This is a genomic window from Chloroflexus sp. (assembly GCF_034434295.1).
Taxonomy (GTDB): Bacteria; Chloroflexota; Chloroflexia; order Chloroflexales; family Chloroflexaceae; genus Chloroflexus.
On sequence record NZ_DAOTZQ010000080.1, the window covers coordinates 14,174 to 33,306 of the forward strand.

General features: G+C 57.7%; 13 protein-coding genes and 1 riboswitch. Of the genes, 3 read left to right on the forward strand and 10 right to left on the reverse strand.

Annotated features, from left to right (window positions below; translation table 11 throughout):
• Positions 1–15 precede the first annotated feature (15 nt).
• From VAE57_RS11675 to VAE57_RS11705, 7 genes are all read right to left on the reverse strand, one after another.
• The gene (locus VAE57_RS11675) at positions 16–603 is read right to left on the reverse strand and encodes a hypothetical protein (RefSeq protein ID WP_322822054.1); all 588 of its coding nucleotides are present in this window, start codon (positions 601–603) and stop codon (positions 16–18) included.
• Positions 604–931: 328 nt separating this feature from the next.
• On the reverse strand, positions 932–2,065 hold the full coding sequence (locus VAE57_RS11680; protein WP_322822055.1) for an energy-coupling factor transporter transmembrane component T: 1,134 nt from the start codon (positions 2,063–2,065) through the stop codon (positions 932–934).
• Positions 2,065–2,826, reverse strand: coding sequence for an adenosylcobinamide-GDP ribazoletransferase (gene cobS, locus VAE57_RS11685; RefSeq protein ID WP_322822056.1), 762 nt, complete (start codon positions 2,824–2,826; stop codon positions 2,065–2,067). The genes VAE57_RS11680 and cobS overlap by 1 nt, the downstream gene beginning before the upstream one ends.
• Positions 2,823–3,470: a histidine phosphatase family protein gene (locus VAE57_RS11690; protein ID WP_322822057.1), complete on the reverse strand. Its 648-nt coding sequence runs from the start codon at positions 3,468–3,470 to the stop codon at positions 2,823–2,825. The genes cobS and VAE57_RS11690 overlap by 4 nt, the downstream gene beginning before the upstream one ends.
• 25 nt (positions 3,471–3,495) lie before the next feature.
• On the reverse strand, positions 3,496–4,320 hold the full coding sequence (locus VAE57_RS11695) for a hypothetical protein (protein WP_322822058.1): 825 nt from the start codon (positions 4,318–4,320) through the stop codon (positions 3,496–3,498).
• A 10-nt stretch (positions 4,321–4,330) separates the two neighbouring features.
• Positions 4,331–5,386, reverse strand: coding sequence for a prenyltransferase/squalene oxidase repeat-containing protein (locus VAE57_RS11700; RefSeq protein ID WP_322822059.1), 1,056 nt, complete (start codon positions 5,384–5,386; stop codon positions 4,331–4,333).
• A gap of 140 nt (positions 5,387–5,526) precedes the next feature.
• Positions 5,527–5,668, reverse strand: a riboswitch (cobalamin riboswitch).
• A gap of 53 nt (positions 5,669–5,721) precedes the next feature.
• Positions 5,722–6,771 (reverse strand): [LysW]-lysine hydrolase, encoded by a 1,050-nt coding sequence (locus VAE57_RS11705; protein WP_322822060.1) that lies wholly within the window; start codon positions 6,769–6,771, stop codon positions 5,722–5,724.
• Positions 6,772–7,365: 594 nt separating this feature from the next.
• On the opposite strand from VAE57_RS11705, the gene VAE57_RS11710 reads away from it, so the two are divergent.
• The 3 genes from VAE57_RS11710 to VAE57_RS11720 are packed head-to-tail and all read left to right on the forward strand — an operon-like array spanning position 7,366 to position 12,511.
• Positions 7,366–7,779, forward strand: a complete 414-nt coding sequence (locus VAE57_RS11710) for an ATP-binding protein (RefSeq protein ID WP_322822061.1) — start codon at positions 7,366–7,368, stop codon at positions 7,777–7,779.
• A 12-nt stretch (positions 7,780–7,791) separates the two neighbouring features.
• Entirely contained in the window at positions 7,792–8,295 is a 504-nt protein-coding gene (locus VAE57_RS11715) for a YcxB family protein (protein WP_322822062.1), read from the forward strand.
• Positions 8,296–8,302: 7 nt separating this feature from the next.
• Positions 8,303–12,511, forward strand: a complete 4,209-nt coding sequence (locus tag VAE57_RS11720; RefSeq protein ID WP_322822063.1) for an ATP-binding protein — start codon at positions 8,303–8,305, stop codon at positions 12,509–12,511.
• Here the strand turns inward: VAE57_RS11720 and VAE57_RS11725 are convergent.
• The 3 genes from VAE57_RS11725 to VAE57_RS11735 all read right to left on the reverse strand — a co-directional run bounded on the left by VAE57_RS11725 (position 12,490) and on the right by VAE57_RS11735 (position 18,475).
• Positions 12,490–13,800, reverse strand: coding sequence for a sensor histidine kinase (locus VAE57_RS11725; RefSeq protein ID WP_322822064.1), 1,311 nt, complete (start codon positions 13,798–13,800; stop codon positions 12,490–12,492). The two genes, VAE57_RS11720 and VAE57_RS11725, sit on opposite strands and share 22 nt — an antisense overlap.
• 1,484 nt (positions 13,801–15,284) lie before the next feature.
• The gene (locus VAE57_RS11730; RefSeq protein WP_322822065.1) at positions 15,285–17,795 is read right to left on the reverse strand and encodes an arsenate reductase (azurin) large subunit; all 2,511 of its coding nucleotides are present in this window, start codon (positions 17,793–17,795) and stop codon (positions 15,285–15,287) included.
• 11 nt (positions 17,796–17,806) lie between these two features.
• A complete protein-coding gene (locus tag VAE57_RS11735; RefSeq protein WP_322822066.1) occupies positions 17,807–18,475 on the reverse strand; it encodes an arsenate reductase (azurin) small subunit in 669 nt (222 codons plus the stop codon).
• Positions 18,476–19,133: the final 658 nt, after the last annotated feature.

A 19,133-nucleotide genomic window follows, 5' to 3' on the forward strand; every position in this document is an offset into this window, starting at 1 on the left:
GGTTTCTCCTTCTTGTTATCTGCCGGTTGTGACAATGCTCAGGTAGCCGTCGGTGATACGTGCATCAACAATCTGGCGGTTTTGGCGGTTAAGTTCAGCATTGAGCCGTTCGTGGAGCACCGTTGAGAGGTCGGAGGCCGAGATCAGCATCGCTAACGGCCCCTCAACCTGGGGGTCAAGCGGAATCAGTTCACCATTCCGCACCATCACGCCACTGCTCACCACACTGGTCACCCCGTAAGCCTGGATAGTAACGATAGCACGGCCATCACGCAGGCGCACATTGATAGCATCTACCGGTAAAACGGTTTGTACATCGGTGAGATAGCCATTAATCTCGGCCTCACTCACCGTCACCTGGCCGGCGGGCAGGGCGGCAAGCAGCGCAGGTAACGGCGCCTGATCAGCCACCTCAACCGGAGTCGAGACAGGCGCGATCAGGTCGGCAAGGGTACGACCAAGCGCAGAACTGATCTGCGGTCGGATCAAGAGCAGGTAGAGGATGCCGATCAGCAGTATCCCCAGCCCAAGCCGAACCAGTTGCCCAACACAGCCGGTTGTTTCACGCCGCCGGGGTGGTATCCGGCGGGCAGATGGACGCATACGTCCTCCTTGCGACAGCTATGGCCTAACAGAAACAGCTCGCCGTCCGCACGGGGACGAAGAGCTGCTTCGTGGTTCCACCCTGTGTTTACCCAACGCCAACAAGCCAGCGTTGAGCCTCATTGTTCGCGGTAACGGGCGAATCCCGTCATCCCATACTGGCATTGCGCGTTCCGGGATGCACTCAGAGGGGGTTTTCCCCCGACCCATCGCCAGGCGTGCTCTCAGTCGCGACACGCCCTCCCTGTGGCCGGAATCGGGCTACTCGTCCTCGTCAGCGCTTTGCGATTGACGCTGTCTGACATGGTAGCGCGAAGGGCATCAGGAGTCAAGATTGGGCACTTAAGACCTGCTGCGAAGCCGTCTCCTGACGAGCAGCGCGACGGTCGGCGCTGACGCGATAGGCCCGGCGGGGTACGCTGGCGGTCAGCGGTAGCGCGGGCACGGCAAGCAACAGCACTGCCGCCCCAACCCGCAGATCAAAACCGGGTTCGGTGATGACCGGGAAGGGATAGTAGACCAGGATCGTCGGATCGATCAGGCGGATCGTCGCAACAACGGTGACGGCAGCCGCAACAGCAATCCAGGTGAGCGTGTCAAGCCGACGCCAGCGTTCGCGCCGATAGGTTGTGCGTGGCACACAACGACTCAGATCGAAAGCCGCCCAGGCGGTAAGGATGAGGCCACCACCACCGACCGGCAGCGCGAGCGGCCAGCTTACCGGCCCCACCCATAGCCAGCCGATCAAAGCGGTTGTCATACTCAGCAGACCGGCAATCAGCGCAAAGACACGGGTTGGGTTGTGAGCCGCTGGCAGCGTGCGCCCGTAGCCCCGTGCCTCCAGCGCTTCCGCCAGTTGCAGTGACCGTTCCAGGCTGCCGGCCAGTAGTGGGCCAATCAGTGCCCACCAGCTTCTGACACTACCGAAGCGATGACCACGCGCACGCTGCGCAGCCGTGATGTCCTGAATAGCGCGTACCAGCGAGGGGGCAAAGGAAAGCGCAATCGTCACCGCCAGACCGGCGTGAAACAGCGAACGCGGCGTCAGACGGAGCAGCCGATGATGATCGACCAGCGCATTGAACGCGCCAAAGATGATCAAGAGCGTCCACAGACTCAACCCACGAGTCGCGCCCCAGGCCAGCGCTTCAGCAGTGATCGGGCCACCCAACACAATCCCACCGAGCCAGACCGGCAGGTGAATGGCGGGAAGATGGAGCAGCACCGTCGCCCCGCGGACACCCCCAACTGTCACGACGGCAAAGACCACATAGCCAAGCCAGATCAAAGCACCGACACGGGCAAACAGGCTAAAACTACGGGCCAGTGGCCGATCATCACGATGCCTGACAAAAACCTGCGTCACGACCAGCATGAGCAGGATGTGATACAGTGGGTGCGGGGCCAGGATGGCGACGGTGGTGGTGGCAATCAGCCAGCAGAGCCATGTGCGCGTGTGCATCACATCCCCCCCAACCGCACGGTAAGTGCAGCTAATGCGACTATCTCACTAATCTCGCAGAGGGCACCGTAGGTGTCGCCGGTCAATCCACCCAGATCGCGCACCCACCAACGCGCCAGCACGTGAGCTACGCCGAACACCAGACCAACCGTGATCAGGCCGGCAAGACCACCGATAATCCAGGCACTTGCGACCATTAACAGGGAGGCAAGCCAGAGATCGGACTGGCGTACCTGCGCATTGAATGTACGCCCCAACCCACCTTCCCGCGCCGGCGGAAAGCGATAGATGCCGTAGCAATCTGCCCAACGGCCCAGCATCGGTGCCAGGAGAAGAGCCGACCAGACTGACGTAGCACCGGCCACAAATGCCACTTTCAGCAGCAGCACAGCCATCAGCGCCAGCGCACCCATCGCCCCGATCCGACTATCTTTCATAATCTCCAGCTTGCGCTCACGCGACCGCCAGCTCATCACTGCATCGAAGGTATCGCTCAGCCCGTCGAGGTGCAGGCCACCGGTGATAATCCCCCACGCAACGACCACCAGCACAGCGGCGGTCAGATCACCCCACAACGGACGCGCCAGCCCATCAACTGCCACCAATACCCCGCCAATCACCAGCCCTGCTGCCGGAAACCACGGGATTGCTCGCACCACACTCTGTTCGCTCATCGGTGACAGGCCAGGGAGCGGAATGATGGTCAGAAAGCGGATCGCTTCGATCAAACCAATCGTGGGCCGTGTCGATGTTTCGTTCATACGCTCTCTCCTCCGCCACCCACCAACTGCGGAACAGCATTAACGGTGCGGACAATGATCGTCGTACCGTAGGTGTCGAGTGCCGTTATGCTCCCCAAATCAACCCGCCAGCGCCAGTGTTCGGCTATCGGCTGCCGGCAGCACCAGCAGATCACCAGTTGGATAGGGGTAGCGTGGGTTACGATCAGAATTCGCTCACCGGGATAGTGGGTCAGCACCTCGTCCCAGGCCGGAGCCAGCCGGTCGGCAACATCGGCCAGACTCTCACCCTCAGCAGGCCGCCCATCAATCCCGGCAGCCCAGCGCGCCTGGGCTTCAGCCGGGAAGCGCTGCATCACTTCCCGGTAGGTTAAGCCTTCCCAACGCCCATGGTCAATCTCGCACCAGCGCGGGTCTTCGTACATCAGAATGGGTGATCGACCATTGAGAATCGCAGCCGCCAGCGCACGGGTGCGTTCCGTAGGGCTGACAATAACGCGGGTGAAGGGCAGTGCCCGCAACCGCCGGGCCAGGGCAGCGTGCTGACGCCGACCATAATCGGTCAACGGGCTGTCACCGCGACCAAGGTACCGCCGGTGGCGATTGGCCTCCGTCTGCCCATGACGAACAAGCCAGATACTGGTATGGTGCGAACGAGCGGTCACCCGGTTCCTCCTTGCCTACCTCACGTTAGCCGCTCCGCCGCCGGTTGCGCGTTGCCACAATCCCGCCGATCAGCACTGCCGCAATCAGCAGAAAGCCGAGCCACTGCCCGCCACTGCTCGCCGGTGCTGAACCTGCCGGCGGAGGGGTCATAGCTGGCGTCACCGCCGGCGATGGCGACGATGTGTTGATCGTATCCGCCTGCCGGATGGCAGTAGGTGATGGTAATGCCGTTGGTGTGGCCGTAGCCGGTTGGGCCGTCGGGGTTGAGGTTGCCGTCGCTATAGGCGCGACCGTCGGCAGCACTGTGGCCGTCGGAGGGAGAGAGCTGGCAGGCGTGATCGTTGCTGCAGGGACAGTGGTGGGGGCTGGTTCCGCTAACGGCTTACACACATCAGTTAGCTCCAGATCGGGGGGCACCGCGCCGCTACTGGCATCACCCGGCCCCCATGCCCAACCGTGCAGGTCACCATCGCTCACCACGACATTACTCGCCCCCAGATTGGAATAGCGCCAGGCACCGACTTCACGGCGGTAAAACGCCCAATAGACGGCCCGCCCCTGATCGCGTGCGCAGAAACAACCAGTGGCCGGATAATCACACCCTTCCCGCCCAATCTTACACACCGCCGCACCGATACTGCTCTGCTGACTGATGACCGGCAACCCACTCCGTTCGAGCAAATCGAGACCACTGATGGTGGGTTCAGAAAACTCGACACACGCCGTCACCACCTCACCATCGCCAAAGCGCACGACAACCCCGGCGCGATTGAGCGGCGACTGTGCTGAGACCACGCCGGAAAGCAGGATCATAGCCAGCAAGAGCAGCAGCGTGCGTGCGGATCGCATAACGACATCCCTATAGCGCCTGGCGACGACGGATCCAGACACCCAACGCGAGCAGTGTGACGCCCATCAACACCACAGGCCAGACCAGTACCTCTTCACCACCGGTCGTCGGGAGGCTGGGGGCCGGCGCGATGAGCGACTGGGCCGCCGGAATCGTCGTGCTGACCACCGGCAAGGTCTTCCCGGCAATCGCGGGTATGGCCTGATAGGTAGCCAGTGCGTTATCGTCAGGCATCGCGTCTTGATAGCGGAACGCCCCACTCTGATTCTGGAACGCAACCAGCGCCTTCAGCGGTGTAGCATCGCCTTGCCGCCAGGATGCAGCGTTGGGGTCTTCGCCAAGGGCCAGAATCGCCTGAACGACGGCTGCGGTCGAGTTGGCATCACTGGCATTGCCAAAGGCCGATGTTTGCGAGTAGGGAAAACCGCCATCAGGGTTCTGCTGGCCGCGCAGATAGGTGCGGGCTGCGCTCAAGGCATCGGCGGCACGGGCATGACCAGCCAGCGCCATAACGGCCAGACTGGTGGTATTGGTATCACTGCCGGTTGCGGCAGCACCATCGAAGCTCCAGCCGCCATCACGCAACTGCAAAGCGATCAGGCGATCAATGGCGGCGGCTGGCGGTTGCACACCCATCGCCTTGATCGCCAGCAGTGCCAGCGCATGACCATACACATCGGCGCCGTACTGACCGGTCGCCGGATCGTAGGTTGTTCCCAACTGACGGGCCAGGTTGACCCCGCCAACATTGAGCGGATCGCGTCCGGCGGCAACCGCGGCCAGAATCAATTTCGCCGTCGCCCCTGCCGAAGAGGTACCGTAGGAAGCGGCCTGACCGGCCAGATACGTCATTGCATTGGCCGGTGGTTGCTCACCGCCGGCAACCAGCGCAACAATCGCATCAGCCGTATCACCTGGGCCAAAACCGGCAAAGCTACCATCAGCCTGTTGCTGTGACCGTACCCATTGCAACGCTGCCGCTACCACGTCGGCCTGGGCAGCCACCGGTTGCAATAGCAGTATACTCACACAGAGGGCAAGAACCCATGAGATATCCCGACGCATGGTACAGATTCCTTTCTTCCCATTCAGCGAACACCCACTGGGCAATAAAAACCCCTCCACCGATATGTGGAGGGGTGAACAGACGAAGGCAAGAATGCATGCCAATCTTGCGAACGCCTCACCCCCTTTCCAACGAAGGTGTGAAAGCGAACGTGTAGGGACGGGCATTCTGGCTCGTCGCTTATCGCGACCTACAGTAGCGTGGACTGCGCCGGCCTTTGACCGGACTTCCCCCAATTAAGCCTTTCGCTTCCTCCAGGCTCCCTACCGACGAGGTACAACCCCGTGTTGTTTATATTCAATTGTAGCGATGGTAGCACAGACTGGGCTGATCGTCAACGTAACTGAGCGAGCACCCCAGCTAGCACGTCAATTGCCCGCTCATACTCGGCCAGTTCAAGATGCTCATCGGGCGTATGATCGAGCCGCGAGTCGCCCGGCCCGTAGGCGACAATCGGACACTGCCACACCGGCCCGACCACATTCATATCGGCTGTACCGGTCTTGTGGAGGAAGGCCGGTTGACCACCGTGTTGACGGATCGCACGCACAAACGCACTCGCCAGCGGTGTCGTGCGTGGACTCTGAAAGGCGGGGCAGGCACCGGTGCAGGAGACTTCAGCAGTACCGGCCAGCATGTGCAGGGTATCGGCCAGTGCCGAGGGATCGATACCGGGGGGCAGCCTCAAACCAATGGTTGCCTCCACCCACTCGGTGATGCCATCGCTATCACTATGCACACGCCGCAACGAAGGGATCAACTGCTCGAACAGTCGGGTACGACCGGCATTGATACTCTGGCAGTACTGTTCAACGGCGCACCAGAAATCAACCATCACCTCTGGCGCTGCGCGCTGCTCACCGGCACTATGCGCAACCGGTTGCCGGTAATGATAATTGACCAGGAGCCGACCTTTGTAGCCGAGTGTAATCCGATCCCAACCACTCGGTTCACCGATCACACAAAAATCGGGACGGTAGCGGTCACGAGCCGCATGGGCACCGCGTGAACTGGCAGCTTCTTCTTCGGTAGCGCCGATAATCACCAGCCGACACCCCAGCGTTCCCGACAGCTCGGCCTGGCGGGCGGCCCAGACAAAGGTTGCCAGTGGTCCCTTGGCATCAACCGCCCCGCGTCCGTAGAGCCTGCCGTCCTCGATCCGTACCGGCACCTCGCCGGGTACCGTATCGATATGACCAAGCAGCACAACCAGCGGCCCTTCGCTACCGATCTGCCCAACCGCACTCCCCGCTTCATCAACAAAGGCTTCCCAACCGAAGGAGCGCATCTGATCAACCATCACCGCAACCGCCGCCGCTTCCTGACCAGAAAGCGATGGCGTGCGTAGCAAACGAACAAGAAATTCAACAGCATCATGCTTCATAAGGTAGACTCCTGATCAGGAACATTATGTCGTCAGGTATCGAATCTTGGAATCAACTAGAACTTATTTCATAAAAGCCGTGCTGCCGTGCGCCCAAACGGTTGTTTGCCAATCGCCAGCAACAGTATATCCTGCTCCCAGGCTGCCGGTATGGCAGCGGTGATGGCTAACGAGTATCTCCGGTGCTATCACGCGCTGGATTGGTTGCCTTACCCGCTCGTTGTGCGCGTGTCGCGACGTTTGGCGTGCGGTATCCATGCTGCCGCAGCAGCCGTGTGCATGATCCGGCGCGTGGCACGCCGTTGGCCTCGCTGGTCGCGGGTATGCCGTATGTGCTCGTCGCAATCATAGAGTCGGTCAGTAATGACTGAGATACCTTCTAGTAAATGTTTTTTGCAACAGGCTCTAAAAATGTGATAGATATATCTATACAAACAGCGAGACATGTGATAGATTAGCTCTTCGTTGTTTTTTCGATGCTGTCAATACATATCAACTTCTTTCTGTCGCGAACAAAATAATACACCACAACGCGCAATCGTATGGTATCATACTGCTGTTCGTATCGGTTTTCCTAATCCCAAGAGAGATAATATGCCCGCATCGCTTCGCTTTGACGCCGATCTACGCAGCCTGAAACACATCCGGCGGGCAATGATTGATGCGGCCACCCAGATAGGCGCTCGTCGTGATAGTATTGATGATGTAGTATACGCTGCCAACGAGTTGATCTCGAATACCATTACGTATGGTTACGGCAATCAGGCTGGCCCGATCTGGATCGACATCTGGCAAGAAGGCGATACCCTATACGTATCGATTCGCGATACCGCGCCCGTATTTGATCCGCTCAGCGTGCCGTTGCCGCGCAACCTCATCAAACGTGGCCAACAGCGCACCGGTGGCCTTGGCTTATTCCTGACCCGCCATTTACTGGATGATCTCCAGCATCGGCCTTTACCTGGCGGTGGAAATGAGTTACGCTTGATCAAGCGACGTGCATTTTAACGGTACCCGGCCATGATTATCGAGAGCACAATCAGTCAGAAAGAATTTGTTCAGCACGCTTTGAGTCGCTACTTTCGTCGTCCGATTTTCTATGTGTTTGCCTTTGTCGCAGCCGTATTAACCGCATTTGTAATCTACGACCCAACCACACCACAGGCCCCGGCGCTGCTCGGCGGCTGGATTCCGTTCCTGGTTTACGCGATTGTGGGCTGGATCACGATTCGTCGGCAGAGCCGCAATCGTGATCTGCCGATCTATCAGCCGACCCGCTACGAACTGGGCCGCGAGACGCTGATCGTCAGTGCCCGCAGTGGACGTAGCACCATTCCCTGGTCGCAGGTACGCAACTGGCGCAAACTGGCCGGGGTGTACGAATTGCAACTGGTGAACGGCCAGGTATTGCTAATCTCGGCCCGTGCCATCAGTCCCCGGCAAGTTGGTACGTTCGAGCGTATGCTGCGCAATCGGATCGAGCCAAAACCCGAACCGGGTATCTTTGATGAACCAACGACGTGAGCCTTGTATGGATGAACTGCTTCACCCCATCGCCCTCGATCCAGCGCAACCCCAGGCGATTGCGCCCACCGACCTTGCGCAGTATCTTCGTCTCGATCAGTGTCAGCGCTATCTGCGTCTCCGTCTCCACGAGCGGCGCAAAGAGCTAAACCGGCTGCCTAAATACGGCATATCATTACAATCCATTCCACCAATGCTTACCATCACAGGACGGCAGTTTGAGCAGAAGATTGAAGATCAGATACAGCAACACTTCCCGCTCACCATCCACTGTGCCCGGCGCCGTCAACAGGGTAATCCTGATTTTACCAGACCTGACCACAATCACATTGTGCTGACTGCACTTCAGCAATGTAGCGCCGACACCACGCACGTACTCTTTCAACCACGTCTGGCCGCGCAACTCGCCAACTGGTCGCTCAGCGGTGATGTTGATATTCTGATGGTACGACGTGATGCCAACGGGGTGTTACGTATCCTGATTGTCGATGCCAAAAGCTCAGCGACGGCGAAGATCGAGCATCGCCTGCAACTGGCGTGTTATCAGCGTCTGATCGAGGAGATTGTACAGCGAGCGGGTCTTGCGGGAGTTGTTATTGAACTCGGTGTGCTCTACCGCGGCGAACTCGTGAACACGATGCGGTCACCGGCAGAGCAGCGTCGCATCGAACTTGAACGTCAACAGGCAGCACAATTACTCGGCGTGCAGACCGCGTGCCTGGAACTGGTTGATCCAGCTCCGTATCTGGCCGAGATCGAAACGTTGCTGAATAGCCCGAATGCGCTTCTCGATGCGATTGTGATGGCTCCCTTCGCCACCGTGCCTTTCCACCTGACCACCAAATGCGATGGCTGCATCTACAATGAAATCTGTATGCGGTGGGCGGCAACCCACGATGACCTTTCACTCATTCCAACCCTGACCGTAGCCGAAAAATCAGCGCTCCAGGCCAACCAGATCAGCACTGTCCAGCAACTCGCTTTGCTGAAAGAGGTGGCTGACGATGGTGAAACGCTGTACACACCGCCTTCTCATCAGGCAAAGGTGCGTGATCTGGTACGACACCCTGTGCTGGCCCCCCGCCTGAACGAGCTGATCTATCGCGCCCGTGCTTTTCGACGTTGGAAAGGTGATCAGATCAAAGCCCCTACCCGGCTACCGTACCGCGGATACGGATCATTGCCTGCCGTTAGCCCTGATCTACACCCCAATCTGGTCGCGATTTATCTTGATACCCTGTACGACCACACACAAGGCATGATCGTCATGCTCGCTGCGCTGGTCGTCGGCCACCGCAATGGCGAGCGTCACCAGAGCCGCTACGTCGTCAATCTACCCGCGCAACGGCCACAAACCATGGCCGATGAGGAGTGCTTACTGACCGAATGGATCAATGAGCTATTACAGGCAATTGTCGCTGTCGCCGATCCTGATACGGAAGTTCCCATTCATCTGATCGTGCCCGATACATTCAGCCTGCAAACCCTGCTCGATGGGCTGGCCCGCCATCCAGATGTCATAGGCACCACCGCGCTCTACGATCTGGCGTCGCAGAGTGCCGGCTTTGAAGCACCAATGGTGACGGTGCTGGTGAATGAGCGCCGTCGCTTCCTCAATGACCCGCTGGCTTACGACTCACTGGCCCGCCTGGCCCGCATCGAAGGGTTTGATTGGGGTGAATGCCGACGCAAATTTTACCGGCGTGTCTTTGATGACCTGAGTAATGACAAAGAGATTGGCTGGTATACGCGACGGATTCGTTTCAATAATCAGATTCCGCTTGAGTACGCCTACGCAGTCTGGCAAGCATTACCACCACCCCCGGATCGGGGCGAAGATGATCTGGTTGACTACCGTGACGTCAAGTACGAACAACTGCTCGAATTCATCAACAAGCGGCTTGAAGCCTTTGCACACCTGGCTGCCCACTTACCGGCCAATTACCGCACGACCAAACCGCCATTCGACCTGACCTGTATCACGCAGTACACCCGCCGCTCACCATCACTGGCCGATGCCCTGGCCGAGTTTCTGTTGATCGAGCGTTACGTCGCTCTAGTCACGTGGGGACAACAACACCTGCCGCCGCCAGAGCAACGGGTGTTGGCCGGTGTCAGTCTGCTTGTCCGCTACGAAGCGGATGACCAGGACCCGGCTTTGCTGGCAGTGCTGGCCGAAAACGAACGTCGCCAGGCGTTGAAGGCAGAACTAACCGGCCAGCGCAGACGGGCACGGCTCAACGACGAACAGCGCCAGGCGGTTGAGCCACTGCCGATCCCGGATGTACCACTGCGGTTCCGCATTGTCCTCGATGACGTTGAGTGCGACCTGGAGACAGCATTACGGCTGACCAGTTTATCACCGGGCGACAAAGTGATTCTGGCTCCACGCTGGAGTGTTGATGAACGCCTGCCCACCGATCAGCAGCAACCATTCACGACCACAGCCCGTCAACTCTTGTACCAGTCGCGGGCCACCCTGATCGAACTCGATCCGAAAGGATTCGTCTTGCTTCAACCCAACCGGCGCTACAGCAACGGCGACCGTCGCTTCACCTTCCCTGCAAAATGGGAATGGCCTACAACCGGCACGCTCTACACCATTGAAAGTGATCCCAACGACGTATACGGTCAACGTTGTATGGAGATCGTCAACGAGCTACGGGGCGGTGCAAGCAACGCACTGTACCAGCGCATTGCCGCTCCAGCCTCGGTGACATGTCACATACCACCGGCAGCGCTAGCAGGTCACGCCCGCTTTGTCGCAGGGCTTCAGGCACTGGCCGATGGCCACGAACTCCACACCTTCGACACATACCAGATGAGCTACATTGCCGGCTATGGCGATGCACCTACCCTGGTTGTGCAGGGGCCACCCGGCACCGGTAAAAGCTACACCTCAGCGTTTGCTCTGCTGGCACGTATGCAGGGCTTACTGGCTGCCGACCTGCCCTGTCGTGTCTTGCTCAGTTGCAAAACTCACGCCGCCACCGATGTCTTGTTGCGCAAGATTGCCGACGTTCAGGCCATGCTGGCCGGTATCCAGCAACGGCAACCGGCGCTGTTTGACGCCTATTTCGACGAGCGCATCCTCAAGGCACCACTCTTCCGGGTACGCCCTAAAACCGACAGCGATCTGCCAGAAACAGTGCAGATCGTCGATGAGGCAGGTATCATCACCAACACACCGTTCTGCTTCGTAGCAGCGACACCCTTTGCCATCAGCTCATTGCTGAAACAACAGCAACGCTACCACACCGATCCCTTTGCCGACATCCTGGTCCTCGATGAAGCCTCACAGATGAACCTGGCCGAAGCCTGCATGGCGGCAATCGCCCTCCACCACCACGGTCGGCTAATCGTGGTCGGCGATCATCGCCAGATGCCACCGATTGTGCAGCACGAATGGCGTAGTGAGCGCCGCCGCACCTTCCAGGCCTACCGGGTCTACAGCTCGCTCTTCGAGACCCTCTTGCTGCTCGATCCATTGCCGTCCATAGTACGGCTGGCCGAGAGCTTCCGCGTCCATCAGGATATTGCCGAATTCCTCCGACGCACCATCTACGAACAAGACGGCATTCATTACTTCTCGCGGCGAACCTCACGGCTCAGCGAGATCGCCATTGCCGACGACTTCCTGGCCGCCGTGCTCAATCCCGCTCACCCGCTGACCGTCATTGTCCACGATGAAGCGCAAAGCCAGGACATCAATCCCTTCGAGGCCAACCTCATTTGTCCACTGATCGAGACCCTGGTCGGGCAATTACAGTTAGACGCAACGAATGGTATCGGGGTTGTGGTTCCGCACCGGGCGCAACGGCTAACCTTACGCGAACGTCTGCCCGCGCTGATGCAAGATCTCTTCGTCGAACACGAGGGGGCAACAGTTGATACCGTCGAGCGTTTTCAGGGCGACGAACGCGACGTGATTATCGTATCGGCCACCGAGAGCGATCCGGACTACCTGCGCACAACCAGCGGCTTTCTCCTCGATCCGCGGCGGCTCAATGTTGCGCTCAGCCGCGCCCGCAAAAAACTGATCCTGATCGCGGCCCGCACCGTCTTCCAGCTCTTCGCCACCGATGAAGAAGTCTTCCAGCATGCGCTACTCTGGAAGCGCCTCCTCCGCGACACATGTCGCGTCCCGTTATGGCAGGGGGAGCGGGATGGGGTTAGAGTAGAAGTATGGGGGAATCATTCATCCGCCCCCTTGTGACAATCACCACTGCATACATGCACGTCCGGTTCGCAACGCCTGAGTGGCAGCTTGACCTCAATCCGGGTGCCCTGATCAGGCGGTGAGTCGATATGAAAACTGGCCCCAATTGCGTGAGCACGCTGGGCCATACTCAAGAGGCCAATCCCGCCACCGCGCAGATTAGCGCCACCACGACCATTATCAGCTACAGTTAACAGCAACGTATCATCTGCGCAGGTCAGACTGATGGTCACCCGTGATGCCTGAGCATGACGGTTACAATTGGCCAGTGCTTCCTGCACAATCCGATACAGCGCAATCACCTGAGCCGTTTCGAGCACAGGTATGTTGGGATCGAACGTATACTCGACTGGAATCTGCGTTGCCGCCGACCAGCGTGCACTGAGATTGACCAGGACAGTTGGAAAATCCGCTTCACCGACTTGTGGCGGATACAGGTCACGCACAATATGCGATAGTTCCTGTTCGATAGTATCAAGCGCTGCCCGACCACGGGCAAGATGCTCCTGGATTGCCTGGAAGTCACCTTGCATAGAGGCTATGCGCAGCGCTTCAAGGTGCAACTGAACACCCAGGATCGCTGAACGGGCGCCGTCGTGTAAATCGCGAGCGATCCTGGCCCGCTCGGCTTCGCTGACTGCCAGCGCCAGCGATACCCCCGATGAGAATGAGTAATCATTGGTAAACGACGAAGGGGGCACAACCCGTGTACCATTGCTACGCTCAGGATGGATACAGCACCAGTGCTGTACCAGAGCCAGCGCTGCCAGCTCAGCGTATTCGTAAACCAGCCCCAACAGACTGGTTTGATCAATCGTCGAGTCTGGCTCGTAGGACAGTTGCACAACCGCGATATTTTGCTCTTCCCATTGCAAAGGAATACTCAACGTGAGCCAGCAATCGCCCCCGGAACAGTAATGAAACCGTGCCTCGTGGTCGTGAGTACAATCGACCAGTTGCGGCAGAAAATCATGCAATGTTTGCCATGACAGCCGTGCTTCATCAAGATTATCAGGAATCTGCGCATCTTTGTCGTCAGGATACTGAGCAATCAGCCTAACCTCCTGGTTTTGGTCGAGCAGGTACAAGGCACCTCGATGCGCACCCAGTATCTCACACCCAATCTGCACAACAACATGGGGTAAGCGTTGATGACCGAGATAACGCAGGAGCCGACGCGCTGTGTTCATCGGCGATATGCGGTCAGGACGGGGGCGGTCAGTTGTTGGCTGGCCCTTATCAACGGCTTGTTCCTGCATATCCTGTCCACCTGCCCATTCTGCCATGGCTTTCTCTCCATTCTGGAAACTGAATGACTGGTATTTTTGTATGTGAAGGATCGATTATTCCTTTGTTTAACATTATTTAGCCGTTCAACAGGGCAAATATGCCAGGAAGTTGCAGAAAGTGATGAGAGACGATTTTTATCTCGATCAACATTATATTAATCACTATTTACTTACCCAAATTCACCAGCAAATAACCATGCAAGAAAGACTCGCCCATCATAGGTACAGGCAAGTAATACCTGTCAGGGCAGCAGAGTCTATCAACCATCTTGAGACTCCTCTCACGAGTGTACATTTTATTCTTGTCGAAAATGTGGATTATTCTTGCCATGTATCGTACTCCTTTCCCGTCTTGCCGTCAATGTTGTGAAAGGCATTGCAAGGATGAGCAGGTATCGCGTGCTATTGATCGCACAATCGCCCAGCAAAATCTTCTTCAACCACAATCTACCAGTGTTATTCACCACCCTGCGATCGCCAATTGCCTTCATCACTCCAGTCATCACAGGCTCTAATCGGGCATAGATCGCGCCTCGTCGCCGTGGTTGGCAGATTATATCAAATCCGGTGTACCAGCGTTCACGACACGTGATCCGATGACCACACTGCCCCCCACACCCAGGCGCAGATGCGCCGAATCAGCCTGCTCACTCTACGCGCAGTAGAATCACGTTTTGGAGCAGATACCGTTATCAGACTGGGTTACCCGTGTCGCGTGGTATGGAGTGCTGGAGTGCGGCAGTGTGGCTGCCACAGCAGGAGTGTTCCGTACCAGATGCGTGTCACGCTGTTCACCACCGGTCACGGTGATAAGGCGTACTCTCGTACGAAGTCTGTCAGGAATTGGAGACACCTCCTACGTACCACCCACCTCACTGCGCGTAAATGATGTCCGATTCCGTGCGCAATTACGGACCCGAATGCGTGCGTTCGGCAATAGAACCTATTTCATAAAGCTGTGCTATCGTGCTTGCAGACTGTCGTACAGGCACCTTAACGCTGACCAATGACTAACAGCCCACCCGGCTCCTGGCCTGTTGGCAGAGCGCAGCTCCGGTCGCACTATCACGTACTGGATTGGTCGCCTTGCCCGCTCGTCACGCACGTGTCGCGAAGTGTGGAGTGCGGCAGCATGGCTGCCGCAGCAGTCGTGCTTCGTGCCAGGAGCGTGTCAGGCGGTTCACCGCTGGTCACGGGGATGATACGTACTCTCGGCATAGAGTCTGTCAGTAATTACTGAGCTAACGTCTACGCACCACCCACCTCACTGTGCGTACATTACATGATGTCTAATCCCGTGTGCAATGACGCTGTAGCGATCTGTCGGCGTGCGTTCCCACGGAAACAGCTCATCTCTATTCCGCTGCCACCCACCTTCCCGCATTCCAGAGCTTTTAGCAAAAGCAGAATGGGCGGAAGGCAAACCTTCCACCCATCTGCTTGCCCAGAGCACTGATGTGATACTGGCAATCAATTACCGTTTAGACCACCGTCTCAAAGTTGGTTGGCTGATACGTCAACCGGGCATCCAGGTCGGCAAGACGGCCAATCCGCTGCAAACCCGCCGCACTTCCCTTGTAGTACGGAATAACGACCTCTGGATCGACATACGGCGTAGTCAGACTGTTCGCCGTCGACCGTGGGTGAGCAAACAGCATAAAGATGACACCTGGCTTGACACTGGTACTGATAATAGTCTGCGCCATAACCTCACCGTAGTCGTTAAACAGCCGCACGACATCACCGGGCTGGAGACCCTCTTTCTTCGCGTCCTCTGGGCTAATCTCGATGTAGGGCATCGGTGTCCGCTCGGCGAAGAAGGGAATATTTATATCGTTGTAGAGGGTCTGCCAGTCGTTGTTGCGCCCATTGGTCAGGAAGTACGGATACTTGTTGATCTGCTCCTGAACAATGGCCGGGAAGCCGGGCCACGGTGTGGGCAGCATCTTGGCCTTACCGCTCTCGGTGTAGAATGGTTCGCCATTCTCGAAATAACGCACCCGACCCTGCGGTTTCCCGTTGACAATCGTCACCGGTGTTTGGATACCGTTATTGCCGGCTGCCTTGAGGAAGGCGTAATCCACCCCTTTGTACCGTTCGGTACTGGCCTTCACGCCATCGGCGAACGTCTGACCACCCTCCAGGAAGACCTCTTCAGCCGTCTGCCATTCAAAGCCGCTGAAGCGCTGGGCAATGTCGGCGTTGCCGTCAGCCTGCGCGAGCGCCTTGATCCGCTGCGCCAGCATGCCCAGAATCTTCCAGTCTGGCTCGGCGATGCCCGGCGGATCCATAAACTTCTCGTACAGACGCAGGCGACGCTCGCCGTTGATTGAGGTGATCGGACTTTCACCCCAGGCTGCGGCTGGAAAGACTACATGCGCATAGCTGGCGGTTGCCGTCGGATAGATGTCCTGCACGATGATGAACAATCCACCCTGCTTCACCGCATCAAGGACCGCCTGTGCCTTGGTTGCATTGTCCGCCGCGAAATTCGCATCAAGCGCATCTTTGACCAGCTTGCCACGGGTCTGCAACGTCTCGCGCATGCGTTGTGCATTGAGCGTCGTTACCGCCGGATTGCAACCGACAACATAGAACACATTCCCCTGCCCCTGGCTCAGCAGGTCATCGATGTAGGGTGCCGGGCGCGGGCCGGGATAGCCGGGGCGCACGTAACCCTCCTGGTGCCCACCCAGACGACCGCAGCCGGTGCCGGGCTTACCAAAGTTACCGGTCAGCAGGGCCAGGTTGACAATGCTGCCGATATTCTGGTAATTCTTCATGCCCCAGATGACGCCCTTTTCGTAGAGGAAAATGGCTCGTGGTCGGCTGCCATCACTCTTCGTCTCGGCGATCCAGCTTGCCGCCTGCTCAATCTGTGCCCGCGACAGACCGGTAATCTGCGCAGCCTCGGTCAACACCTCATCAAGGCTCTTACCAATCTGAAGGCTCTGCTCCAGGAAGGGCTGTACCGTCTCGTCTTCAACCCGATTGGCGACAAAATCTTGATCGTGCCATTGACGCTCGTACACTACCCGTGCAATCGCATTCGCCAGCGCAATGTCCGTGCCGGGGTTGAGCTGCAAATGAAGCACCCGATCCTTACCGGCAACCTGCTCGCTCACCACAACGGTCGACGTGCGACGTGGGTCGATCACAATGATACGACCGGGGCCAACCTGCTCGCCGGGTCGGGCATCCTGTTTGGCTGTGACCGTGGCTCCCTGCAGGTTGGGCAGCATGTGTACCAGATAGAAGTTGGTCTGGGTCTCGTAAGAATTTGCCCCCCAGAGCACAATCGTGTCGGTCAGTTCAGCATCAACGTAAGCAAAGTTCAGCTCGGGCACACCCATATCGCGCGAGGCGTGTACCTCGGAATTGTAGGCCGGTCGGTTGTGGATCGAGCAGTTAATGGTTTGGACAGCGTTAAAGAAGAACTTGCCAACGGCCCAGTTATTCTCGAAACCACCACCACCACCACCGTGGTCGAAAATCTTCATAAAGATGGAGTCATTCCCATCGTGCAGAATACTGCCATAGATCACCCTCGCTGCGAGATCGATGGCATCGTCCCAGGCCGTTGGCACCTGCTCGGTTGCCCGATACACCAGCGGATGGGTCAGACGCACGTGGGTCGGGCCATCTGGCCGGTACAGACTCGAACCGAGCGAACCACCGCGCACGGAGTGCTGGCCTTTGTTGACCACACATTCCTTATCGGGCACAATCGCGATGTGGTAGCGGCGGCCATCCCGCTCGGTAATCACCGTGTGGTGAGCCGGGGCAACCCAATCACCACTGAGCGGTGCTACTTGCTTCGTGAAATCTACGCCCAACGCATTCTGATCGGGTGACAAGCCACCCGACCGTCCCTCCGGCCACTTGTAGACGTGATAGCCACAACCGACAATGCAGTAGTGGCATACCGTTTGATATTTTTCGGCATCAACCGGTGGTAACACCATACGATCTGCCGGACGATACACTGGCATAGTTATTCCTCCTACAGCTCTGTCAGGCTCAGATTATGCGGACGCCCATAGATCAGACCTTGCACCCCTACAGCGTAAATATCCTGACCTTCGACTTCCAGGATGATCCGGGGCAGATGCTGCGTCGCCGGGCCATTAATCAGCATCGCATCAGCGGCAGCATCAAAGTGGCTGTAGTGACAGGGGCACACAAAAATCTTTGTCGCGGGGTCGTAGTTCATCGGACATCCCATATGGGTGCACAACCCGCTATAGGCAACAATATCCTCATCTGGGCCAACACCACCGGGAACTTTCTTGCCGACTTTCAAAATCTGGATAGGCGAAAATTGATCGGGGTAACTGGCGCCAAAGGCACCACTTTGCAAATCGTTAAGGGTCGCAACTTTGATCCGCGGATAGGGCAGAACCTCACTGATAAGCGGTACTTCAACTGTTTCGGTGACCACAACCGGCGATGGTGCCGGTGCAGCAGTTGGCGCCTGAGCCTGAGGCGCTGCGGTTGGTGGTACGGCGGTTGGTGGTACGGCGGTTGGTGCAGGAGGCTGAGCTGCACAGGCTGCCAGCACTGCCGCCGCACCGCTGATCGAGCTGAGCTTGAGAAAGCTGCGCCGATCAAGCCGGGGCTTCTGGCTACGCGCAGCCTCCTCTTCCGACGGACTGATCTCTCGATCTTCCATAGACCTTCCTCCACGTCACTGTTCAGCATCTGATACCTGTTGGGTATTGCTAGTATAGGTCAGCGATCTCGAAGAGGTAAAGAGCCAAAGGGGTCAGAATGATGATCCAAACAGGTCAAATTACAACGCAATGATCTATCTGAATGAACAGGCAGGCTATTGCGCAGCCATCTCAGGGCGTGATTCTTGCAATGGGTTGCGACAATTGCCCATTTTCAGATAGTACTCACTTGCGGCGAATCCGGTCTATTCAATTGTTGGGATGTTGGTTGTTGTATAGGGAATAAACGAGGCTTCATTCATATCCTGCTATCAGCCGCTCTAGCATGCCCGTGCCACTCCCAACGGTGGCCGCCACAACGAGAGAGATTCTGGCAGGCGAATCTACACCTGTCGCCGATCACGCACACCATGCGGCACATGGATGACAACCGCCTGTGGGATGCACGAGGCAATGGTGTAGAACTTAGAACCTATCCGAAACCATATGGTATCATTTCCCAGATGAATCTATCTCAGGAGGCGGCACATGCGCGAACAACCGGTTGCCGATGGGTGGCACATTCCCGATGCGCTGTGGGAACGGATTGCGCCCCTGCTCCTACCGCAGCGGACGTACCCCACGGGGGGCGCCCGCGCATGCCTGATCGCCAGGCGA